Here is a 24,008-nt window from a genome sequence, read left to right as displayed (position 1 = left end):
TTCCTCCTTGATAATTAATCTAGACCAAGTATCTAATCGAGCTCGAGTTGTGCGGATTCTTGGCCTTTAACCACGAGATCATCGATGATGACCTTGTGGACATCATTTCTGTCTGGCACTACAAACATAGCTTCCTCGAGGGTTTTCTCCATGATGGATCTCAATCCACGCGCGCCTGTGCCCCGCTCTAGTGCCAACTGTGCCACGAGTTTAAGAGCCTCAGGCGTAAATTCCAATTCCACGCCCTCCGCATCGAAGAGTTTTTGATACTGCTTCACCAATGCATTGCGTGGCAACGTCAAAATATCAACTAAATCCTCTTGTGTTAGCGGATCCAGGCTCGTAATTACCGGCATACGCCCCACGAATTCCGGCAAGAGGCCAAACTCTGCTAGATCTTCCGGGATGACGTTGCTGAGTAGCTCTTGTTTGCTCATCTCGCTTACCGACCAGTCGGCACCGAATCCTAGAGCACGTTTGCCTAAGCGCTGGCGAATAATGTCTTCCAGACCCACAAAAGCACCTCCACAAATGAAGAGAATGCCTTGGGTATTGATTTGCATCATCTCTTGCTCTTCGTGTTTACGTGTACCCTTCAACGGCACGCTGGCCTGTGTGCCTTCTATGAGTTTGAGGAGCGCTTGCTGCACCCCTTCTCCACTAACATCACGCGTAATGGAGGTATTTTCTCCAGATTTGCGCGCAATTTTATCGATTTCATCGATATATATGATGCCCCGTTCTGCCCGGTCAATATTGCCGTCTGCGGCCTGTAAAAGGCGCTGCAACACGGTTTCCACATCGTCACCTACATAACCGGCTTCCGTTAACGTTGTGGCATCGACGATGGTAAACGGCACATTCATCATACGTGCCAAGGTCTGCGCAAGATACGTTTTACCCGTACCTGTAGGGCCGAGCAGAAGCACGTTGGATTTTGAAATCTCGACCAAATCTAGCGGATTATCGGAAGGTGTGACTTTTTGGGCCAGCTTTTGAGCCGTATCAACCAACTGCAAATTCACACGTTTGTAGTGATTATATACAGCCACAGACAGCGTACGCTTGGCTCTTTCCTGTCCTACAACGTAGCGGTTCAAAAAAGCTGTCATGGTACTCGGGGATACGAGTTTCACCGTATCGTGATCGGCCTGCTCTAAACGGTTTTCAGAAATGATTTCTACACATAATTCGATGCATTCATCGCAAATGGCAGCATTGGCACCTGTGACGAGCTTATGAACTTGATCCTCAGTTTTATTGCAAAAACTGCAGCGAGGCACGTCCTCATAATAACTGATGACTTCGCTCATGGTTCTCCTTACATAAAAACGCACCTCTAGTCTAACAGGCTGAGGTGCGTTTCTCGTGGCTTATGCAAGCTAGGTGTTTCTGCCACCTAGGCTACGGCGTTGTGCAACTGTATGTATATACCGCAGCTGCGCGGTTGCAACATTTACTGACGCTTATCGAGCACTGCATCCACAATGCCGTACTCCAAAGCCTGTGGAGCCGTCAAAATGGTATCCGTCTCAATATCCTTATGAATGCGCTCAATGCTCTGACCCGTGTGATGAGCCAGTGTGTTTTCCAGCCATGCGCGCATACGTTCCAGCTCACGCGCTTGAATTTCGATTTCCGTTGCCTTACCGAAATCTTGACCCATAGCTGGCTGGTGAATGAGTACACGTGCATTAGGTAGCATCAAACGCTTATCCTGCGTACCAGCAGCCAGCAAAATAGCGGCAGCAGAAGCGGCTTGCCCAAGGCATACCGTCTGCACATCAGGCTTGATGTACTGCATGGTGTCATATACAGCCGTCATAGCGGTCATAGAACCACCAGGGGAATTGATGTACATCATGACGTCCCTGTTTGGATCTTGGCTTTCGAGCACCAAAAGCTGAGCCATAATGTCATCGGCGGATGCATCGTCCACTTGAACGCCCATGAAAATAATGCGATCCTCGAAAAGCTTGCTATAAGGGTCAGAACGCTTAAAACCGTATGCCGTTCTTTCCTCGAACTGAGGCATTACATAACGAGCCTGCGGTCCAGCAAGACGCTCAGCACGAGCGATAAATTGTGCTTCTTGAGATGCCATTACCGTGCCTTTCTAGTTCATGCTTTCTGGAGTATCTACGATTTTGTCGATAAAACCGTAGTCCAATGCCTGCTGAGCAGTAAACCAATGGTCATACTCGTTATCGCGATAAATTTCTTCCACGGTATGTCCCGTTTGTTGTGCAGTAAGTTCTGCCAGAGTCTTCTTCATATCCATAATGAGCTCTGCATTAATGCGAACTTCGCTTGCAGTACCGCCCACACCACCAGAAGGCTGGTGCATCAGCACGCGCGCATGCTTAGTGATATAACGCTTGCCTGGGGTGCCGCTGGACAGTAAGAACTGGCCCATCGAAGCTGCCATACCTACAGCTACCGTTGCAACGTCTGGCTTAATAAGCTGCATGGTATCGTAGATTGCCATACCTGCTGTAATGGATCCACCAGGAGAATTGATATACAACCAGATATCCTTATCTGGATCTTCGGCGGCGAGCATCAGCATTTGAGCGCAAATGACGTTGGCATTCGAGTCCTTGACTTCTTCACCTAACCAAATAATTCGGTCTTTCAGTAAGCGTGAGAAGATAGGATCTCCAGCCATGGCTGGCGCATCACCTTCTGCCATTGCTGGCATCTGTGGCGTAGAAATTGCCATAATATCTCCTTAAATTTCTTTAGTAATTAAGAGATTACCCTTTTAACGTGACTGCCGTCGAGCTTTGCGCAGTGAGCGCAAATTTCACTTTCAGCTTTTTTGCGGCTCGATATTGTGCGAAATCCCCTTGTGCTGAGCGTTCAGCCGCTCCAGACTGGAAGATACAGCTACCGATAAGAAGACTGCTACACCTAGGGGAATAAAGGCATGAATAGAGCTACTGCTCAGCTCGATCAGCAAGCACGAAGCCATCAACGGCGCCCGCTGACTGGTGGCGAGAAAGGCTGCAGACGCGATGAGTGCAACCACGCTGATACTGATATCCGGCAGAATGTACTGGGCTCCGATGGCGATAACCGCACCTAATGCACCGCCCACGGCAATGGCCGGAGTCAATACACCGCCCGAAGCCCCCGAACGCACCGTCAGCATGGTTACGATTGCTTTTAAGGCGGCGGTTAATAACAAAATACCCACCACCTGGATGCCGGCAGCATCATACGCATACTGGGCAAGGGCGCGTCCATTGCCCATAATATTCGGTAAGAAATATGCCACTATTCCCGTAACAACGCCCATTAGAGGCAGCTGCCACAATATAGCTGTGCCTTTCACCTGATTGCGTGCAGCCCAATCCGTGCCCCGGCGATAGTAGTATGCGATGGCACCCATAATTGGGCCGATGATCACACACATGAGTATCAGACTATGAGAAACTTCTATGGCGTGGATGCTGTAAAAGGTGTGATGACCTTTGATAAGTCGCGCCGAAAATGCAGCAACCGCGCTGGTACCGAAGGAGAGAATAACGGTGCGTATACTCACATCCACGAGCAGCATTTCTACGGCAAAAAACATACCCGCAAGCGGTGCATCATATACGCCAGCAAAGCCCGCTCCAGCGGCGATAGCTACGACAATAGTCATATCCTCAGCTCGCAATTTCAATGCAGCAGATGCTTTTTGACCAAGCAGGGAACCGAGCTCTCGTGGAGCGGTTTCTCGGCCAATGGATAAGCCGGCACCCACGATGAAGATTTGCATAATCACATGAATGATTGTGGCCACTACAGGCATCTTCTTGCCATGCACAGCCCCAGATACAGACGGTACTTTTATGTGCGCACGTAGGAAGAACCAGACGAGTGCAGCCACTATGCTCGCTGCAATAATGCTCAGTGTCCATCTCCACGGTTGTTGCGTCGCAGCCACAGGAGCAGCCATGCTTTCTGCGCCGCCGAGCATCAGTGTTTGAACTACTTCCAGTAACAATGACAGTAATGCGGCCGAGATACCGACGATGCCGCCTAAGACGAAAACAATAATCAAAGCAGTCCAGATATGCGTCAAGCGTGAATGGTTGAACGCCTTGTCCTGTGAATTACTCATACCCCGCCTAAAAGATTATATATAGCTCATGAAAAATGGTCTTAAGATTATGCATCTAAAGACCATTACATCATCTCTCTATGAGCGTTTAATCCGCTTAGTTAGCTTCCTTTGCAACTTCTTCAGCAACTTCTGCTGCTGCGCTGGCTGCTGCAACACTCTGATCTTCATCGTCTTCTACACCGAGGAAGCGAGACAAATCTACAGTGTTATTGTCAGAGTCCTTGAAGGTGACCTCGCGCATTGCGGTAAGCATACCCTTGGAACGAGCCACTTCCTGTACTGCAGATGGAAGCTGTCCACCCTGAACGATGGAGTTGATGAAGTTGTTTGGATCCATGCCATACTGCTGTGCAATGGAAGCAAGGAAGTTCATCACGTCGGACTGAGAAACCTGTACATCCATAGTTTCAGCCAAGGTATCCAAAAGAATCTGGTCGCGCAATTCCTTTTCTGCAGAATCTGCAGCTTCCTTCTTCTGATCCGCAGTTGCCTGCTCTTCCGTTACGCCCATATTGCGCAAGTGCTCTTCAGTGTGAGCGGCGAGCATACCCTTTGGCACTGGGATTTCAATGCCTTCGACAATCTGAGCCAAGAATGCGTCACGTGCGACATTTGCCTGACGACCTTCCGCATCCAGCTGTGCCTGCTTCTTGATGTCTTCCTTCAATTCGTCCAAAGTGTCGAATTCGGAAGCATCCTGTGCGAAGTCATCGTCGAGCTCTGGCAAGTCCATGGACTTTACGGAGTTCAAAGTCAGCTTAATTTCTGCTTCTTCGCCCTCATGCTCGCCTGCAGCAAGTGTGGACTTGAATGTGGTCTTTTCGCCTGCAGAAAGGCCAATCAATGCTTCATCGATACCGTCCAGCATGTTGCCTGCACCGATTTCGTAGCTGACGCCATCCTGAGAATCCACGCTTTCACCATCGATGACAGCTTCGAGGCTGATATTTGCATAGTCACCCTTCTCAGCTGGGCGGTCTACGCTTACCAAAGTACCGAAGCGCTGCTGCAAAGCAGCCAAACGGTTGTTGATATCTTCATCGGTAACTTCTGGCTTGTCGATCTGTACTTCCATGCCCTTGAGCTCTGGGAGATCAAACTTTGGACGTACTTCTACCTCAGCAGTGAACTTGAGCTTTACGCCATCGTCCTTCTTCTGTGGCACATCCTTCAAATCGAGAGCTGGCTGGTCCATTGGACGCAGCTTCTTTTCTTCGATTGCATCATTGTAGAACTGTGGAACTGCATCGTTTACTGCTTCGCCTACAACTGCTGCGTAGCCAACGCGCTGGTCTACGATCTTGCCAGGAACATGACCCTTACGGAAACCAGGAACGTTAATCTGGTCAGCGATGGTCTTGCGAGCCTTATCCAAGTGTGGCTCAAGTTCTTCCTGATCTACAGTGATGGTGAGCCTTACCTTAGTTGGCTCAAGATTCCTCACGCTAATCTTCACGTGGCACTCCCATTCATACTATCCAAACTAGTCTCGTGCGTATTTTAAAGACTAGACAACCTTTATATAATAACCTTACTTAGGGACGGGGAAAGCAATTCCACTTGCCAATTCCGGGCACCCTGTTCCAGCAAGAATTCGTGAATCGTATCCTTATCGAAATCCAAATTATCGCGCCAGCATAAATTGCGCAAATATTGTGGTTTGAGTAACAACTCCACCGGCGTATGCGTATCCTGACTGACCTGTCCGATCAACGCTCTGCTCTTTTGAAGCCGTGCGAACCTATCTGGGTGATGCTCGCGCCAATACTTCATGGATCGTGGAGCGCTCGTGCCTTCGGTTTCCACAGGCAGCACTTCATCGCGTGTCTTTTTATATGACTGTGATAAAGCCTTAGCTATGGCTTCTTTCCAGACCTTTGGCTTGACTTGCCGTTGGACGCTGGCATAACGTTCAAACATTTTGGCGCGTTCGGGATCCGTGTCAATGCGCACACGGCTATTGAGCACACGAATTTTCGCGAATTCTTTAGAATTCTTCGGTTTTCTTTTCGCCGCCTCGATAATCCCCTGATCAGTCAGCAGCAAATTAGGAGAAATATCGAGCTCTTTGGCCAATTGCTCTCGCGTATTCCACAGTTCTTTAACGATGCCCAGAGCGCGTATATCACTATTGACATCCGTAATATGCGATACCTTACGCCATGGCTGAGGATGAGTCGGCTTTTTCTTTAAACCTTTATCCAGCAGGAAGGCAAAATCTTCCTGAGCCCAGTCGAGTTTTCCGCTTTTTTTCAAATCTTCATGGAGCTTATCGCGCAGTTCGATGAGCACTTCCACGTCCAAAGCGGCATAATTGCGCAAATCTCGATTGAGTGGCCTGTAAGACCAGTCTGCAGCCGAATGCTCTTTAGCTAGGCTCAAGCCTAAATAATGCTCAGTCACCGAAGACAAGCCGAAACGCGATAAGCCCAACAATCGTGCAGCATGTTCGGAATCAAAGAGACGATTTATGCGAAAACCAATATCCCGAAAACCAGGAATATCTTGACCGCTATCATGGATAATCCACTCGGCATCGCGAATCAGCTCATTAAAGCTATTCCAATCCACGCGCTCGCGCTCCAGAGCTACAGGATCCAGCAGAGCAATCGGAGCGCCCTCACGCTTGAATTGTACTAAATAGTCACGGTGTCCATAGCGAAATCCGGACGCACGTTCGGCATCTGCTGCCAGCGGACCCGTGCTCTTTTCATAATGATGAATGAAAGTATCAAACTGCTGACGCGTACAAATAACGTCGGGTACTCCTCCCGCTGGCTCGTCAAGCAAACGTATGTCTGTGATACTGGTATTCATAGCATGAGAGATTTTAGCATACTCTCCAGAAGATGCCTGCGAACGAGAAAGTGGTTCCTCTTATCCAGAAGAACCACCCTTCGATAGCAAAGTATCCTTTAATACACAGTAAATCCGTGACTTTCAAACTGCTCCACTACCCTCTTGCGCAAAGCCGCCGATGGACCTTTCGCGTCCTCCAGTGGGTAAGGAATGCGCATTTCATGCCACTTTGGACGACCCAGTTGATGGAAGCCCAGCACGTCAATGTGCTCAACGGAATCACCAAATTCCTCACAAATCTGCGCGACCTGCTCTACATTTTCCTCGGAATCGGTCAAATTTGGCACAAGCACAAAGCGAATCCAAATTTTCTTGCCCTGCTTGGCCAAGCGCTTGCCGAATTCAATGGTGGGCGCCAAGGTGCCGCCAGTAACCTTTTTATAGGTTTCTTCATTGCCGGATTTGACGTCCAGAAGACATAAATCGATATCGTCGATTTGCTCATCTGTATAGTTTGCACCCAAAAAACCTGAGGTGTCCAAGCAAGTATGTACGCCCATTTCCTTGGCGGCCCGAAAAACGCGCGATACAAAGGCAGGCTGCATCATGGATTCTCCGCCCGAGAATGTAATGCCACCACCGGTTGCTTTAAAGAGATCCTTGTAGCGATCTACCTTTTTAATCATGGCGTCCAAATACACGGGCTGACCATCACGCATCTTCCAAGTATCCGGGTTCTGGCAGTATTGGCAACGCAGTGGGCAGCCGCTCATAAATACGGTCATGCGTGTGCCCGGACCGTCCACAGATGTGTTGATGTCCCATGAATGCACAAATCCGATATCGCCGGTTTTCAATGCCTGCAGTCGATCGCGCCTGTCTAAACCGATGGGTGATTCAAAACCCGATAATCCGCCCATGAGCGTTTGACGCGCGTATTCTTTCGATTCTCGAAGCATATGCGCGGTGGTACTGCGAAAAGTTGCCATTATTCAGTCTCCTTCGACTCTTTCGCAATTCAGGAAGAAAGCTTACACGTATTAGATTCGTTATATTTCGATTATACCGATGAACGATAACCCTATGCTCATACTCTACGCTCAAAGGAAAGAGGCGAGGTAGCACACCCCGCCTCTTTCAACCACGACTAGGAATTAGTTCGTGATGCTGAGTCTTTACTCTCGGCTAGACACTGCTCTTAGTCAGATACTGCACCAGCGTGGAAGGTACGAGAAATAACATCGAGCTGCTGTTCCTTAGTAAGCTTTACGAAGTTTACAGCGTAACCAGATACACGCACGGTCAAGTGTGGGTACTTCTCTGGGTGCTCAACAGCATCCTCGAGCTGCTCCTTGCGCAACACATTGATGTTTGCATGGTACAGACCGTGACCGTTACCCGCATCCAAGATGCCAACGAGGTTGTTGATACGCTCAGACTCATCGCGACCCAAACCATCAGGTGTGATGGTGTTGGTCAGGGAGATACCATCGAGTGCATCATCGTAATCAATCTTGCCTACGGAGAACATGGAAGGCAACATACCGTGGGAATCCATACCGTTCTCTGGGTTTGCACCTGGAGCGAATGGGGTACCCTTCTTGTGTCCTGATGGGAAGGAACCGGTGTTCTTTCCATACTCTACGTTAGAAGTAATGGTCAGTACAGACTGAGTTGGAACTGCACCGCGGTATACAGGCAGGCGACGAACCTGACCCATAACAGTGGATACAACCCACTTTGCAAGGTCATCAGCACGATCATCATCGTTACCGTATACAGGGAATTCACCCTCCGTACGGAAGTTGACAATCAAATCATCTGGTGCACCTTCTACATACTCTGGAGTGCCCTGTGCATCCTTGTTGTAGATTGGGAAGACCTTTGCATACTTTACAGCTGCGAGGGAATCTGCTGCGATAGACAGACCAGACATACCGCAACCGAGTGTACGATACACTTCCTTATCGTGCAAAGCCATTTCGATGGACTCGTATGCATACTTATCGTGCATGTAGTGGATGATGTTCAATGCTTCGACATAGGTCTCAGACAACCATTCGAGAGCCTTCTCATAGTTTGCCTGTACGGATTCGAAGTTCAAGGATCCATCTTCGTTGAACTTTACTGGATCGATAACGCCGGAGTCGATGACGCGCATACCGGACATCTCATCGCGACCATCGTTCAATGCATAGAGGAATGCCTTTGCAGTGTTTACGCGAGCTGCGAAGAACTGCATCTGCTTGCCTACGCGCATTGGGGATACGCAGCAAGCAATAGCTGCATCGTCGCCCCAGTGAGAACGAATATCCTTATCGGATTCGTACTGGATAGCAGAAGTGTCGATGGAGATGCGTGCGCAGAAGCGCTTGTATCCCTCAGGAAGCTTTGGATCCCAGAAGATGGTGATGTTTGGCTCTGGTCCTGGTCCGAGGTGCTCAAGAGTCAAGGTGTTGAGCAAGCGGAAGGAGGTCTTCGTGACCAAAGTACGACCGTCATCGCCGAAACCTGCATCTGACCACGTTGCCCAGTAAGGATCACCGGAGAAGATGTTGTCGTAATCCTTGGTGCGCAAGAAGCGTACGATACGAAGCTTCATCACGATGTTATCGATGATTTCCTGAGCTTCGGTTTCAGTGAGAACGCCGCGTGCGAAATCACGCTCGAAGTATGCATCAAAGAATGCAGACAAACGACCGATGGACATTGCTGCGCCATCCTGGCTCTTGATGGAAGCGAGGTAGCCCATGTAGGTCCACTGTACAGCTTCCTTAGCGTTCATAGCTGGACGAGAAAGATCGAGACCGTACTCGTTACCGAGGATGATGAGCTTCTTCAAAGCCTTAATCTGCTCGTCATGCTCTTCGCGGAAGCGGATCCAGTGCTCGATTTCCGTCTCGGTGAAGTCGTTGCGATAAGGGATAGAATCCTTATCACGCTGCTTGAACTGAATCAAAGCGTTCACACCATAAAGTGCTACACGACGGTAATCACCGATGATACGACCGCGGCCGTAAGCATCTGGAAGACCAGTGAGAATCTTGGAGTGACGTGCGCGCTTGATACGTGCGGTGTATACGCCGAAAACGCCATCGTTGTGAGTCTTGCGGTACTTGGTGAAGATCTTCTTGATTTCAGGATCTGGTTCCTTACCAGCCTCACGAATAGCCTGCTCAACCATGCGCCAGCCACCGTTTGGCATCATTGCGCGCTTGCAAGGGACATCTGTCTGAAGACCTACAATAACATCATCTTGATCATCGATATATCCAGCTGGGAATGCATCAATATCTGCTGGTGTGTGAGTATCTACATCATAAACGCGCTGCTTACGCTCAACAGCGAGGTATTCATCATCGAGCTTCTTCCACAAATGCTTGGTCTTGTCCGTAGCATTTGCCAAGAAGGATTCATCGCCTTCGTATGGGGTATAGTTCTTTTGGATGAAGTCACGTACATCAATGTCGGACTTCCAATTACCGTCTGCAAAACCTTCCCAAGCCTGGGCCTGGAGTTCTTCAACGGAAACAGCATTTGTATCTACAGCTGCCATTATTTCTCCTTGTGGTTGCATAAACGGCGAAGCCTTATGTTCAACGCCGAACACTTATTATTCTAATCGACTCCGACAATTCATACCGGCGAAATTGACGTGACCTTGCTCACATTTCAGCTTTTGCGTGTTCTTAAAAGAGCCTTTAATAATATTGATAATTTTTCATACTTTTCGTTGATACAGCCCTCCACAGTGCATAAAAAGTGGTGTCCTCTGCACGAGGACACCACTATGTTGTACCGAAATTTCGCTACTACTCTCTAAAGGCGTTCGTGACGGGCAGTCGGCGATCGCGGCCGAAAGCCAAAGCGGTAACCTTTGGACCCAATGGGTACTGACGGCGCTTCCACTCTGCCCTATCCACCAATCGCATCACCGTGTCCACGGTCTTCTCGTCGAAACCATCAGCCAGCAAGTCCTCGCGGCCGTGAGCTTTTTCGATATAGGCTTCCAGCACAGCATCGAGCAATTCATACTGCGGCAAGGAATCGGAGTCCTTCTGCCCCGGACGAAGCTCCGCGCTTGGTGGCTTGATAATAGAATTCTCTGGAATAGGTGGCAGCTCGCCTTGACTTTCTGCGTATGCATTGCGCCAGCGTGACAACTGCCATACGCGGGTTTTCAACACATCTTTAATAGGTGCATACCCGCCTACCGCATCGCCATAAATAGTGGAATATCCGCAGGCGCATTCCGACTTATTGCCTGTTGCCAAGGTCAGCAAGCCGTGTGAATTCGAGTATGCCATCACGATGACGCCGCGTATGCGAGCCTGTAGGTTTTCTTCGGCGATGCCCTGGAGCTGGAGCTGTGCCTGATAACCCTTGAAAATCGGCTCGATAGGCTGAACTTCGTAATGTGCACCGAGATTTTCTGCCAATTGTGCCGCATCATCCTTTGACCCATCCGAGGAGTACATACTCGGCATGGAAATGCCCCACACATTCTCCCCACCGCAGGCATCCGCCGCCATAGTAGCCACGAGCGCCGAATCGATACCACCGGACATGCCCAGCACGACCCCGTTAAAGCCATTCTTACGCATATAATCGCGCAAGCCCAGCACGCACGCACGGTACACCATTTCATCCGTGCTCATTTCCGGAGCCATATCATCGGTGCAGCTCGAACCATCCGCATGGAGAGTCCATATGCGCAGATCCTCGTCAAACCGGTTCAGGCGCGCCAGTAGTTCGCCTTTTTCATTGATGACAAAACTGCCGCCGTCGAAGACCAAATCATCCTGGCCGCCCACTTGGTTCACATACATCACCGGCGCATGCACTTCACCCGCGCGTTGTATGCACAAGTCTGTACGCGTATGATCCTTATTTTCTTCGAAAGGTGAGCCATTAATCGTCACCAATACATCGAGGCGCGACTGGGCAAGCTGAATAGCCGGCCCATCATCTTGCCAAATATCCTCGCAGATGGCGAAACCTACTCGATACCCATCGATGTTCATAACCAAGGTGTCATGACCCGGCGTGAAGATTCTAAATTCATCGAAAACGCCGTAATTGGGGAGAAATTGCTTATCATACGTGCTGAGAATATGCCCCTCATGGAGCACGAGCAAGCGGTTTGTAGGCCTGTCATCATCCGCGGCAGTGCCACTCGTCAACGTTCCCACGGTGCCGATGACAACGTAGATATCGCCTAAGCCTTGGGATACCAGCTCTTCAGCGAGCTCTAAAGCCGCATGTTCTGCGCGTCTGCGAAAGGTTGCGCGGAAGGCCAAGTCCTCGATAGGATAGCCGGTAATGGTCATTTCTGGAAATACCACTACACGCGCACCACGCTCACGGGCTTGGGCAGCATAATCGCATACCTTCTGCTTATTCGCATCAATTGCTCCCACACTGGTATCGATTTGTGCAAGCGCAAAAGTTAGGTTATCTGCTTTCTTCATGGTCGTCATGCTTGCCCTCCTGTGGTTTATTTTGTGGTCTGTTCGCATGCAAAATTTCTCGGATACGCTCTACGCGTGGGCCAATTTCTCGCTCATATCCGCGATCCGTTGGCTTGTAGTACTCCCGGTCTCGCAGTTCCTCTGGCAAATACTCTTGAGTAGCTACCGCGCCGGGCACATCATGGGCATAGATGTACCCCTTGGCATTGCCAAATTCTTCCATAAGTTTGGTCGGCGCATTTCTTAAATGCAAAGGAACTTGGCCAATATTGCCCTTTTCCACATCCGCCAGAGCCGCATTAATGGCGTTATAGCTTGCATTAGATTTCGGCGCCGTAGCCACCGCCAACACTGCTTCACCGAGAATGATACGGGCTTCCGGCATGCCCACCAAAGCCACGGCTTGAGCGGCAGCAACGGTCACCTGCAGTATCTGAGGTGCAGCCATGCCTACCTCTTCACTGGCGGCAATCATAATACGTCGTGCGATAAATCGTGGATCTTCACCGGCCTTGAGCATACGAGCCAAATAATGCAAGGCCGCATCCGGATCAGAACCGCGCATGGATTTGATAAAGGCACTAGCGACATCATAATGATTATCGCCGGATTTGTCATAATTCAGCTGAGCCACATCGATGACGGAACTGACCACAGATGGATCGACAACCGGACGCCGCTCGCCTTTTTTCCGTTGTCTCTCAATGGCTACGGAGCCAGCAGAAGCCTCCAAAATCGTTAATGACTTGCGCGCATCTCCCCCGCTCAGCCGTGCAATATCTGCGATGGCCGCATCCGTGACGCGTATTTCATCATTGAGTCCCTGCGGCGCATGAATGGCCCTGCGCACTAGCTCCTCAATATCCGAGGCTTCTAGAGAATTTAACTTCACCACCACAGATCGGGAAATTAGCGGCGAAATAATGGAAAAGCTGGGATTTTCTGTGGTTGCAGCAATAAAGGTAATATCGCGATTTTCCACACTTGGCAGCAAGGCGTCCTGCTGGGATTTCGAGAACCGATGCACTTCATCGATAAAGAGCACAGTTTCTTGACCGGTGGTAACCAGACGCTCATGGGCGCGAGACAGCACCGCTCTTACATCTTTTACACCGGAGGTTACCGCAGATAATTCTTCGAAAGCACGGCCAGACTGCTGAGCCACGATATACGCCAACGTGGTTTTCCCCACACCTGGCGGACCAAACAATATCAAAGACGTGGGTGCCGTGCGCCCGTGCGAAACCGGCGCCGCTACTCTACGCAAAGGCGATCCCGGACCCAGCACATGATCCTGACCGAGCACCTCATCGAGAGTGGTAGGACGCATGCGCACAGCAAGTGGGCGGACTATGGATTCATCCACCTGTGCTGCGCTAAAAAGATCATCTACCATGCTTCATCCATCCGACTGACAATGTGAGCTTATTTTGACTGTATACCGACACTCGTTCTTTCTGCCCTACGCGAGATTAATAATCCCAGTATTCCAGCTCTTCAATAACATTCACATCGTAGCTTTCAAACACTACTTCGCCCTCCTCAAGCGTACTATCCAAATCGACGACGCCATCGATAGCCCAATCATAGTCACCCTCCACATCGCAGAGAATTTGGCGCACACGCCACCGGTGATGCGTTTTTTCTTTAGAATCATCCAGCATAAAGAATCGCGCAGAGCGCGCATCCGCATTCGTGAGCAAGCCCTCGTGATCTTCGTAAAAGTCATCCAAAGCATCTTCCCAGTCATGGATGCGCATACCCCACTGGGCATCCAGCTGTGCTAATGCCTCTGGATTATCTTGATTCATCAGCTCCACTCGACGCATCAAGGCATTGCGCACCAATGCAATTAAGCCCTTTTTATGTGCCAGTAATTGATCGATTTCTGGCGGAGCAGCCTGAGCACTACGCATCTGGGTGTCGAGGATATCCAAGCCCTCTCGAGCCGCCTGGGCCAATCCTGCAGCCTGCTCCCACTCATCGACCAGTGAGGAGTCCACACTGTGGACGATGACGGATAGCCAGTCGATAATATCATCGAGTTGCTCGTTTTTCTTTGCATCCGGCACACTCTTGCTCAAAGCCCTATACGCATCTGAAAGATAACGCAGCAGCGTGCCTTCACTGCGTGCAATGCCCATAGCAGACACGTATTGAGAAAACGAACTGGCCGTTTCCACCATGTCGCGCACCACTGATTTACACTGAACCTCATAGTCAGCAGCCCACGGTACATCCTTGCAATACTGCTCAAATGCGGACACGATGAGCTCAGCCAGCGGCTGTGGATACGTGATTTTTTGTAGTTCTTCCATGCGCTCGTCATACTCGAGACCGTCATCCTTCATCTCGCGCATGGCCACATCGCGCGCACGCCTTTGCTGGACACGCAAAACCTGCGGAGGATTTTCCAGAATCGATTCCACAATCGACACTACATCCAACGCGTATGTGTCACTCTCTGGATCGAGCAGTTCCAGCGCTGCAATCATAAAAGGCGATAACGGCTGATCCAAGGCCAGATTATCCGGCATATCGATGGTCAGATTGTATTCCATAGAGCCGTCGTCCAGCTCCCACTTTTCCACGATATGCGCATCCATTAAGGTTTGGAAGATATTCGCAGCCGTTTCACGTAGCTTCTCTTGATATTCTGCTCCGACTTGACTGTGCTTAATCAGTGCAAGAATGCGTTTCCATGCATCTCCACCCTGATAAATCTCGCTCAGCACCATGGAATGCGTAATCTGCATATGCGGCTGCAAGGTTTCTGGCTCAGACTCAATCAACTTCGTAAAGGTAGATTCGGTCCAATTTACGAAGCCTTCCGGAGCCTTCTTACGCTTAATCTTCTTCAGCTTCTTCGGATCATCCCCTGCCTTAGCTACGGCCTTCGCATTTTCAATCTCATGCTCCGGTGCCAAGGCAATAACCAGTCCTTCAGAATCGAAGCCACTGCGCCCTGCACGGCCGGCAATTTGGTGAAATTCGCGCGCACGCAATCGACGCTGCCTAAAGCCATCGTATTTCGTCAAGGCCGTAAAAATCACCGTATGAATAGGCACATTGATACCTACCCCCAGTGTATCTGTACCACAAATCACCGAAAGCAGACCTTCTTGCGCAAGATTTTCCACCAAGCGACGGTAGCGCGGCAGCATGCCTGCATGATGAATGCCTACACCGGTCAAAAGGATGCGCTTCAGCGTTTTGCCGAATACCGAAGAAAAGCGCGTGCCGGCCAATGCCTTTTTAATTGCTTCGCGCTGAGCGCGATCTGCAACACCCAGATTAGCCAGTTTTTCTGCCGTTTCCACGGCGGCTTCCTGTGCAAAATGCACGATGTACATAGGCGCATTGCCCTTTTCGCTTTGCGCGCTGACCACACTATGCAAGTCATCGACCACATACTCGTAGCTCAGCGGAATAGGGCGCTGAGCGCGAGACACAATGCTGACCGGGCGGCCACTGAGTTTTTCTAGCGATTCTGCAATGCCGGAAATATCACCTAAAGTCGCACTCATGAGCACAAACTGTGTATGGGTTAAGGTAATGAGCGGCACTTGCCATGCCCAACCGCGGTGTGGATCGGCATAATAATGGAATTCATCCACTGCCACACTGCTAATATCGGCCTTCTCCCCCTCACGTAGGGCCTGATTCGCCAACACTTCGGCTGTACAGCAGATAATCAACGCATCGGCATTAATATGCGAGTCTCCGGTAATCATGCCGACATTTTTTGCCCCAAAAATAGAGACGAGTTCAAAGAATTTTTCCGACACCAAAGCCTTAATCGGTGCCGTATAGTATGAGCGTTTCCCTTGGGAGAGCGCCATAAAATGCATGCCTAGCGCAATCAGTGATTTACCCGAACCCGTCGGCGTGTTCACAATGGTGTGATCGCCAGAAAGAATATCGACGATGGCTTCTTCCTGATGACTCCATAAATCCACGCCGCGTGTGCCGCGCACCCATCGTGTGAAAATATCCAACAAGTCTGTTTCATCGATAACAGGTGCGTTCTGCCCAGTCTCGTCACTTGACTGCGCAATCGATTCCGCAGCCATGCCGAGGCTTGCAGGTTGTTTCACCCAATCTTCGGATTGCATGAGCTCATCTATATGCATGTGTGTCTACCGCTTCGTTCTCTTGTATTCAGCTTGCGTTTTACGTATATTTCATGAAAAGCTGCGTACTTCTTATTGTACGTTTGTGTCGAATTTTCACGCGGCTATTGCGTTTTCTCACATCGCGCATAATCGTGGATCCTCAGTACGCAATCGAGGAAACTGGGAGTGCAGTGTATTGATATGCATATGGGGCGTGCACTTTCATACACACCCCATACCATATAAGCACTCAAAAACGATTTAGTCTTCGTCTTCCTCAGGATCGTAATCCACGCCCGTCTCAGCTCGCTGCTCATCGGAAATAGGAGCCGGAGCGCCGGTTAATGGATCCGTGCCGCCACCCGCCTTAGGGAAAGCAATTACGTCGCGGATAGAATCTTCGCCTGCCAAGATGGAAGCGCAGCGATCCCAGCCGAATGCCACACCTGCGTGAGGAGGAGCACCGTACTTGAACGCCTCAAGCAAGAATCCAAACTTGTCTTCTGCCTCTTCTGCACCAATGCCCAACACATCGAGCACGCGGTCTTGGATATCTTCGCGGTGAATACGCACGGATCCACCGCCGATTTCGTTACCGTTGCAGACGATGTCGTAGGAATCGGACATGGCATGTCCTGGATCCTTGTCGAAATTGTCGATCCAATCTGCGCTTGGCATGGTGAATGGATGGTGCACAGAGGTCCACTTAGAATGACCAACGGCTACATCGTCATCATCTGCTTCAATCGTCTTGAACAATGGGAAATCCACAACCCAGGTAAAGGCAAATTCGTCCTTCTTAAGAATGCCCTCGCGCTTAGCAATTTCCACACGCGCTGCACCCAGTAGCGTTTGAGAAGCCTCACGTGCGCCTGCTGCGAAGAATACGGCATCGCCATCGTGAGCGCCGGTAGCTGTCTTCAAACCTTCGCGTTCTGCATCAGAAAGATTCTTCGCCACAGGTCCCTTGAGCTCGCCATCTTGGCCGAACTGGACATAAGCCAAGCCCTTAGCACCGCGCTGGCGTGCCCAATCCTGCCAACCGTCGAACTGACGACGTGGCAAATCTGCAGCACCAGAGTATACGACTGCGCCCACATAATCCGCTTGGAATACCCTAAATGGTGTGTCCTTGAAGTAGTCGGTCAGCTCCACGATTTCGTTGCCAAAACGCAAATCTGGCTTATCAGAACCGTACTTATCCATAGCATCTTTGTAAGTAATGCGTGGGAATGGGATGGTGATGTCGTGTCCCGCAGAAGCCCATACTTCCTTCAGCACGCGCTCAGCCATAGCGATGACATCTTCTTGACCGACGAAAGCCATTTCCATATCCAACTGTGTGAATTCAGGCTGACGATCGGCACGGAAGTCCTCATCACGGTAGCAACGCGCCAACTGATAGTAGCGTTCAATGCCAGAGACCATCAGTAACTGTTTGAGCAGCTGTGGAGACTGTGGCAATGCATACCATGAGCCAGGGTTTAAGCGTGAAGGTACGAGGAAGTCGCGTGCACCTTCTGGTGTGGACTTGATGAAGGTAGGTGTTTCTACTTCGGTAAAGCCCATCTCATCCAAGGCCTTGCGTGCAGCCTTAGACATAGCGGAACGCATAAGTAAATTCTTGTGCATCTGAGGACGGCGCAAATCCAAGTAACGATACTTCAAACGAATTTCATCGCTTGGCAGCTGGGTTTCGGATTCATTCTCCAAAGAGGTGGAAACCTGGAATGGCAGTGCTGCAGACTTTGCGAGAATCTCAATCTTCTCAGCAACGATTTCAACCTTACCTGTGACGAGGTGGTCATTTTCATTGCCTTCTGGACGCTGACGAACCAAACCTGTGACGGAAACAACGAATTCGCTACGCAGTGGGCGCGCTGTTTCTTCGTCATTAATCACGACCTGTACGAGACCGGATGCGTCACGCAAATCGATGAATGCTACACCACCATGATCACGGCGACGATCCACCCATCCGGAAATGGTGACGGTAGAGCCAATCAGTTCTTCAGTCACATCAGTGGCATGATGTGTTCTATATGCAGTCTGAGACACTTTATTCCTCTGTTTTACTATTGAGATTTTCTAGGGAAAGGATACCAATACCGCTCTACGACACCATTCACGCCTGTTTCTGCGTTGGATGCACGGCACGCATGCGGCACAAGCCCGACCAACAAAATTATTTTTCTTCGGCGATAACCACCGTGCGCTCCGCAAACTCCGCCTGAGGCGTCCACTCCAGAGGATCTGCCGCAATCTGCTCGCCCGTAATAATATTCTTGACTTCCTGAGCCGTGGTCTGATTGTTGTCATCTACGGTAGAGGGAATCCATACGTATGGAATGCCTAGCTTATCTGCATACTTAATTTGCTTGCCCAGCTTGGCAGAGGTTGGTGCTACATCGGTCGCAATACCGCGCGCACGCAGCTCACGAGCAATGGCATTGGACTGAGCGCGATCTGCCTCATCCCAAACCGCAACAAGCACAGCTGCAGGAGAAATACGCGAGGCGGTGGCATGTACGGTGTGCAAAATATATGACACTAAACGCGATAAGCCGATGGACAATCCCACACCTGGATACTTCTTTTTACCCTGCGTTGCCAAATTATCGTAACGGCCACCCGAGCAAATGGAGCCCAAGGATGCTGCACCCTCGAGGAAGGTTTCATACACGGAGCCGGTGTAGTAATCCAAACCACGTGCAATCTTGAGGTCGGCGATAACAGCGCCTGGTCGAATTTGTGCGGCTTCATCGACAATCATGGCCAAGGTGTTGAGACCCTCGACAGCCAAAGCGTAATTATCAGCGGCGGTATCTACGCTGTGCTGAGCACATAGTGCGTCGAACTTTTCGCGCAGTTCTTGTCCGTTTGCCGCGGAAAGCTCCGCTAATTCGAGGCATGCCTGTGCTTGAGCCTCGCTCGCCCCACATTCGCTGATAAGCAGTTGTGACACCTCCTCAGCTCCAATTTTGTCAAGCTTGTCGATTTCACGCAGAACGCCCTCGATATCGCTTAAGCCGATTCCACGATAGAAACCTTCGGAAAGTTTGCGATTATTGGCATGCACGGTGGCCTTAGGCAAACCCAATTCACGCAGCTCCTCCAATGCTTCCACCATGATAAGAGGAACATCCACTTCATAATGGCTAGGCAAATCGCCATTGCCTACCACGTCAATATCCGCTTGTACGAATTCGCGGAAACGACCTTCTTGTGGACGCTCTCCGCGCCATACCTTCTGGATCTGCCAACGCTTGAAGGGGAAAGACACCGATCCCGAATTTTCAACCACATATCGAGACAATGGGACGGTCAGATCAAAATGTAAACCCAGTCGTTCCTCGACAGGCGTGTCATCTTCATTGCCTAAATCTTGCAATCGCGAAAGCAAGTAAATTTCCTTACTCGTTTCGCCTTTCTTCAATAAACTTGAGCCTTTTTCAACTGCTCGTGTTTCAATTCCCAAAAAACCATGAAGTTCAAAAATCGAACGCAGAGTGTCCATCACGCGCTGTTCAACGACACGTTCTTCTGGAAGCCACTCTGGAAAACCTGATAATGATGCACCTTTTGCCATAATTCCTTATAATAGGTTATGTCACGGAAAACCGACGACTGTTTTCCCCTGCCTACTGAATTCCTATTGAAGAGGAGTGCTCATGTCTGAAGACACAGCCACCACACCTGCTACCCCATCCGCTCTCGCTGCACAAGCCAAGCCAACAGCACCTGTAGCACATAACACAACAATTTATGGTGCCGCCGAATTAGAAAAAGCAAAGTCCTTCGGCAGAGTTGCCGAAGACGGTACCGTGTATGTCAAGGATGACAATGCTGAACGCGAAATCGGTCAGTACGCCGCTGCGAATGCAGATGAAGCACTCTCCTTGTATGCTCGCCGTTATCTGGACCTCAAGGCCAAGATTGATCTTGCACGCACACGTTTCGAATCCCATTCCATTCGCACCCGCGAAATCGATTCCACGCTGAAGACCTTGACCGAGGAAGTCCAGGAGCCTGCTGTTGTGGGCGATATTCCCGCTTTGCGCACCGCGGTTGAAGAACTTCAGACCTTGGGCGAAACAGCCAAGGAGCGCATCGCTCAGGCTCATCACAAGGCCGTGGAATCCGCCATTGCGCAGCGCACCAAGATAGTAGAAGAGGCTGAAGCTGTAGCTGCCGGTTTGGGTGATTCCACAAATTGGCGCAATACCAGTGAAAAGTTCTCTCAGCTCTTTGCACAGTGGCAGAATGTGCAAAAGCACACGGCACGCATCGATAAGGCTGTAGCAGATGAATTGTGGGGTCGTTTCTCCAAGGCTCGCAGCACCTTCAACGCTCAGCATCGCAAGTGGGTGGCAGCGCGTGATAATGCACGCTCTGCAGCTCGCAGCGCAAAGAAGGCGATCATTGCTCAAGCCGAGGAGTTAAAGGATTCTACGCAGTGGGCAGAAACCTCCCGCAAATTCAACGATTTGATGAACGATTGGAAGAAGGCGGGACGCGTGGGCCGCACGGAGGATGACAATTTGTGGAAGCAGTTCCGCGCCGCAGCGGATGTCTTCTTCAATGCACGCCAAGCCGACCGCGATCGTTTGAATGATTCCGAGAAGGAAAATCTGGCTGCGAAGGAAGCCTTGCTTGTCAAGGCGGAAGCCCTTGTACCAGTAGCCGACGTAAAGGCGGCCAAGGCTGCACGCATCGCTTTGGGAGAGATTCAGGACGAGTGGGATGGCATTGGCCGCGTCCCACGTGCCGACGTGTCTCGCATCGAGTCCCGCATGGATGCTGTAGAAAAGCAGATCAAGCAGGTTGAAGACTCTGCATGGTCAAATTCCGATCCAGAAGCCGATGCGCGCAAGTCTTCCTTTACGCAGCAGCTCGAGCAACAGTTGGCACAGCTCGATGAGCAGATTGCAGCAGAAACCGATGAGAAGCGCAAGCAGAAGTTGCAAGCGGAGCGCGAAACAAAGGCTCAGTGGCTGAACGCTGTGCAGTAAGTCTGTATATTCAGGGCAGCTCTGAATTCAAACAACTGCGGGGAGAGGCTTAGGTCCTCTCCCCGCTTTTATAGAGCAATTACTGCGTTCTCAGTCGATACTCTTAAGCAAAAGCATTACTTTCCTCGGCTCAGTCGGCGAATCCTGAGTTTGGAGTCGTCCTTCGTGCCGGTCAGCCTGTACACATCAAACACACCTTCGATTTTTCGGATGGATGCGAGCAGCTGATTTAAATGACTCATATCCGCCATTTCAAAGCTGTATTGGCTAATGGCTACGCGATCATCACCGGTGGAAATCGTACCGGAAATGATATTGACGCCCGCATCGGACAGCACACGGGTAATGTCCGAAAGCAAACGGCCACGATCCAGCGCTTCCACCTGAATCTTCACGAGGAACACGCCTTGTGAACTAGTCCAGTTGACTTCCACCAATCGCTCTGGCTGATTGGCTTTAAGGCTAGCCACATTGACGCAGTCTTCGCGGTGCACGGATACGCCTGAACCACGCGTAATGAAACCCACAATTTTGTCGCCCGGCACCGGCGTGCAGCACTTTGCTAGCTTGACCCACACATCGTCTACGCCCTTCACAGATACGCCCACGGACTTCGAATGACGGCCCGCTCCTGCCCGGCGACGCAACGGCATGACATCTGGCTGAGCCTCTTCATCGTCATCTGCATCATCTTCCACGGTCTTGGCGATATGCGTAATGACGTTCTGCGTAGAGACTTGGCCTTCGCCGATGGCTGCATACAGGGAGTCTAAGTCTGAGTATCCTAAATCGGCAGCCACGGCTACGAGCAATTCCATGCGCGTGTAGTTATGCGTAAAGAGATTGCGTTTGCGCAGAGCACGCGTGAGTTCATCACGCCCTTCGTCGATGTTTTCGCTGCGTCGTTCCTTCGTAAACCATTGGCGAATCTTATTGCGCGCCTTTGGCGACTTGACAAAGTTTAACCAATCATGGGATGGTCCCGCATTTTCGGCTTTGGACGTGATAATTTCGACGGTATCGCCGTTTTCCAGCTGGGTATCCAGCGGCATCAGGCGGCCATTGATACGCGCACCCATGGTGTGATGTCCCACTTCGGTGTGTACCGCATAAGCAAAGTCGATAGGCGTGCCCTGTTTTGGCACGGCGACAATCTTGCCTTTCGGCGTAAAAACATAAACCTGACCTGCGCCCAAGTCATCCTTGAGGAAGCCTAAGAATTCATCAGAATCTGGCACTTCACTTTGCCAGTCTGCCAGCTGTTTGATCCACTGCAGATTATCTTTTTCAAAGACTTCGCGTGATTCGGAATCGACCTTTTTCTCACGCTCTGCATCGGTTTTATCTGGGGCGGACAAGGCACGTCCGGCTTGACCATTGGCCTTGTACTTCCAATGCGCCGCAATACCGAATTCTGCTCGCCTATGCATATCCCAAGTGCGGATTTGAATTTCCACAGGCTTGCCACCTGGCCCCACCACAGTGGTGTGCAAGGACTGGTACATATTGAGCTTAGGCGTGGCGATATAATCCTTGAAACGTCCAGGCACCGGATTCCAGCGCGCATGAACAGCGCCTAAAACGGCGTAACAATCGCGTATAGAATCCACGATAATGCGCACACCCATGAGGTCGTAAATATCGGAAAAATCATGACCACGTACAATCATCTTTTGATAAATGCTGTAGTAATCTTTTGGACGACCTTTCACGCTGGCATGAATATTTTGTTCATCGAGATCTTCGTGAATCTCTGCAAGAATCTGTTGCAAATACACATCGCGCTGCCCTGCGCGGTGACGGACTAATTCGACAATTTCGTTATAAATCTTCGGATGAAGAGTTTTAAAGCTCAGCTCCTCGAGCTCGGTTTTGATGGCATTCATGCCCAATCGATTCGCCAATGGCGCATACACATCGATGGTTTCCTGAGCCTTTTTCTGAGCACTTTTTATTTTCACGTAGCGCCACGTGCGTGCGTTGTGCACACGATCGGCGAGCTTAATCACCAAAACGCGCACATCACGGCTCATGGCCACAATCATTTTGCGGATGGTTTCAGCCTGCGCTGAATCCCCCACATCCATTTTCGTCAGTTTGGTGACGCCATCGACCAGACCCGCGATGGTGTCGCCAAATTCTTCTCGACACTGATCCAAGGTGAAATCCGTGTCCTCGACCGTATCATGCAGCAAGCCTGCCGCTATGACTTTGGGACTCATGCCGAGGTCGGAAAGAATTTGTGCGACCGCAATAGGATGGATGATGTACGGCTCACCAGAGCGACGACGCTGGGTGGCGTGTTGCTTGACTGCTCGCTGATAAGCCCGCTTGAGCAAAGCTATATCGGCGTCCGGATGATGACACAAACAGACTTGGATAATCGGCAACAGCGGGTTGAGAGGATCCGTGCTAATTTCAGCGCCAAGCACGCGAGAAGTAGGCGCATCTGCGTCTTGCTGCGTAAAATTGTTTTCAGCCATAGAAACCGCCCACT

15 protein-coding genes are annotated in these 24,008 nt (G+C 50.5%); 1 reads left to right on the top strand and 14 read right to left on the bottom strand.

The window, feature by feature from the left end; all coding sequences use genetic code 11:
* Positions 1–32: 32 nt before the first annotated feature.
* From clpX to hisS, 13 genes are all read right to left on the bottom strand, one after another.
* Positions 33–1,313: an ATP-dependent Clp protease ATP-binding subunit ClpX gene (clpX, locus tag D570_RS0106770; RefSeq protein ID WP_018143636.1), complete on the bottom strand. Its 1,281-nt coding sequence runs from the start codon at positions 1,311–1,313 to the stop codon at positions 33–35.
* 143 nt (positions 1,314–1,456) lie between these two features.
* The gene (locus D570_RS0106765; RefSeq protein ID WP_018143635.1) at positions 1,457–2,104 is read right to left on the bottom strand and encodes an ATP-dependent Clp protease proteolytic subunit; all 648 of its coding nucleotides are present in this window, start codon (positions 2,102–2,104) and stop codon (positions 1,457–1,459) included.
* Between the two features lie 12 nt (positions 2,105–2,116).
* Positions 2,117–2,701 (bottom strand): ATP-dependent Clp protease proteolytic subunit, encoded by a 585-nt coding sequence (locus D570_RS0106760; protein ID WP_156812273.1) that lies wholly within the window; start codon positions 2,699–2,701, stop codon positions 2,117–2,119.
* A 111-nt stretch (positions 2,702–2,812) separates the two neighbouring features.
* The gene (locus tag D570_RS0106755) at positions 2,813–4,111 is read right to left on the bottom strand and encodes a chloride channel protein (RefSeq protein ID WP_018143633.1); all 1,299 of its coding nucleotides are present in this window, start codon (positions 4,109–4,111) and stop codon (positions 2,813–2,815) included.
* A 97-nt stretch (positions 4,112–4,208) separates the two neighbouring features.
* On the bottom strand, positions 4,209–5,570 hold the full coding sequence (gene tig / locus D570_RS0106750) for a trigger factor (protein ID WP_018143632.1): 1,362 nt from the start codon (positions 5,568–5,570) through the stop codon (positions 4,209–4,211).
* A 62-nt stretch (positions 5,571–5,632) separates the two neighbouring features.
* Positions 5,633–6,931, bottom strand: a complete 1,299-nt coding sequence (locus tag D570_RS0106745; protein WP_018143631.1) for an HRDC domain-containing protein — start codon at positions 6,929–6,931, stop codon at positions 5,633–5,635.
* A gap of 98 nt (positions 6,932–7,029) precedes the next feature.
* Positions 7,030–7,902 carry a pyruvate formate-lyase-activating protein gene (gene pflA, locus D570_RS0106740; RefSeq protein ID WP_018143630.1) on the bottom strand — a complete coding sequence of 291 codons (873 nt, stop codon included), beginning with the start codon at positions 7,900–7,902 and terminating at the stop codon, positions 7,030–7,032.
* Positions 7,903–8,111: 209 nt separating this feature from the next.
* Positions 8,112–10,469 (bottom strand): formate C-acetyltransferase, encoded by a 2,358-nt coding sequence (pflB, locus tag D570_RS0106735; RefSeq protein ID WP_018143629.1) that lies wholly within the window; start codon positions 10,467–10,469, stop codon positions 8,112–8,114.
* A gap of 256 nt (positions 10,470–10,725) precedes the next feature.
* A complete protein-coding gene (locus D570_RS0106730; protein ID WP_018143628.1) occupies positions 10,726–12,393 on the bottom strand; it encodes an NAD+ synthase in 1,668 nt (555 codons plus the stop codon).
* Complete coding sequence (locus tag D570_RS0106725; protein WP_018143627.1) at positions 12,368–13,780, bottom strand: replication-associated recombination protein A; 1,413 nt, start codon at positions 13,778–13,780, stop codon at positions 12,368–12,370. The genes D570_RS0106730 and D570_RS0106725 overlap by 26 nt, the downstream gene beginning before the upstream one ends.
* A gap of 76 nt (positions 13,781–13,856) precedes the next feature.
* Positions 13,857–16,499, bottom strand: a complete 2,643-nt coding sequence (locus tag D570_RS0106720; RefSeq protein ID WP_026181948.1) for a DEAD/DEAH box helicase — start codon at positions 16,497–16,499, stop codon at positions 13,857–13,859.
* Positions 16,500–16,760: 261 nt separating this feature from the next.
* On the bottom strand, positions 16,761–18,557 hold the full coding sequence (aspS, locus tag D570_RS0106715) for an aspartate--tRNA ligase (RefSeq protein WP_018143625.1): 1,797 nt from the start codon (positions 18,555–18,557) through the stop codon (positions 16,761–16,763).
* A gap of 127 nt (positions 18,558–18,684) precedes the next feature.
* On the bottom strand, positions 18,685–20,088 hold the full coding sequence (hisS, locus tag D570_RS0106710; protein WP_018143624.1) for a histidine--tRNA ligase: 1,404 nt from the start codon (positions 20,086–20,088) through the stop codon (positions 18,685–18,687).
* 82 nt (positions 20,089–20,170) lie between these two features.
* On the opposite strand from hisS, the gene D570_RS0106705 reads away from it, so the two are divergent.
* On the top strand, positions 20,171–21,511 hold the full coding sequence (locus tag D570_RS0106705) for a DUF349 domain-containing protein (protein WP_018143623.1): 1,341 nt from the start codon (positions 20,171–20,173) through the stop codon (positions 21,509–21,511).
* Positions 21,512–21,627: 116 nt separating this feature from the next.
* Here D570_RS0106705 and D570_RS0106700 read toward each other — a convergent pair whose 3' ends face one another.
* On the bottom strand, positions 21,628–23,994 hold the full coding sequence (locus D570_RS0106700; RefSeq protein ID WP_018143622.1) for a RelA/SpoT family protein: 2,367 nt from the start codon (positions 23,992–23,994) through the stop codon (positions 21,628–21,630).
* Between the last annotated feature and the right edge of the window lie 14 nt (positions 23,995–24,008).

Source organism: Alloscardovia criceti DSM 17774 (assembly GCF_000376885.1).
Taxonomy (GTDB): Bacteria; Actinomycetota; Actinomycetes; order Actinomycetales; family Bifidobacteriaceae; genus Alloscardovia; species Alloscardovia criceti.
The sequence above is the reverse complement of the archived record's forward strand: the minus strand, read 5'-3'. Positions and strand labels throughout refer to the sequence as shown.

Bases quoted from the DNA above. Each gene is read 5' to 3' on its own strand.
- D570_RS0106745 (WP_018143631.1), bottom strand. From the start codon at position 6,931: ATGAATACCAGTATCACAGACATACGTTTGCTTGACGAGCCAGCGGGA.
- D570_RS0106705 (WP_018143623.1), top strand. From the start codon at position 20,171: ATGTCTGAAGACACAGCCACCACACCTGCTACCCCATCCGCTCTCGCT.
- pflB (WP_018143629.1), bottom strand. From the start codon at position 10,469: ATGGCAGCTGTAGATACAAATGCTGTTTCCGTTGAAGAACTCCAGGCC.
- D570_RS0106700 (WP_018143622.1), bottom strand. From the start codon at position 23,994: ATGGCTGAAAACAATTTTACGCAGCAAGACGCAGATGCGCCTACTTCT.
- hisS (WP_018143624.1), bottom strand. From the start codon at position 20,088: ATGGCAAAAGGTGCATCATTATCAGGTTTTCCAGAGTGGCTTCCAGAA.
- clpX (WP_018143636.1), bottom strand. From the start codon at position 1,313: ATGAGCGAAGTCATCAGTTATTATGAGGACGTGCCTCGCTGCAGTTTT.
- D570_RS0106765 (WP_018143635.1), bottom strand. From the start codon at position 2,104: ATGGCATCTCAAGAAGCACAATTTATCGCTCGTGCTGAGCGTCTTGCT.
- D570_RS0106760 (WP_156812273.1), bottom strand. From the start codon at position 2,701: ATGCCAGCAATGGCAGAAGGTGATGCGCCAGCCATGGCTGGAGATCCT.
- pflA (WP_018143630.1), bottom strand. From the start codon at position 7,902: ATGGCAACTTTTCGCAGTACCACCGCGCATATGCTTCGAGAATCGAAA.
- D570_RS0106720 (WP_026181948.1), bottom strand. From the start codon at position 16,499: ATGCAATCCGAAGATTGGGTGAAACAACCTGCAAGCCTCGGCATGGCT.
- D570_RS0106730 (WP_018143628.1), bottom strand. From the start codon at position 12,393: ATGACGACCATGAAGAAAGCAGATAACCTAACTTTTGCGCTTGCACAA.
- D570_RS0106755 (WP_018143633.1), bottom strand. From the start codon at position 4,111: ATGAGTAATTCACAGGACAAGGCGTTCAACCATTCACGCTTGACGCAT.
- D570_RS0106725 (WP_018143627.1), bottom strand. From the start codon at position 13,780: ATGGTAGATGATCTTTTTAGCGCAGCACAGGTGGATGAATCCATAGTC.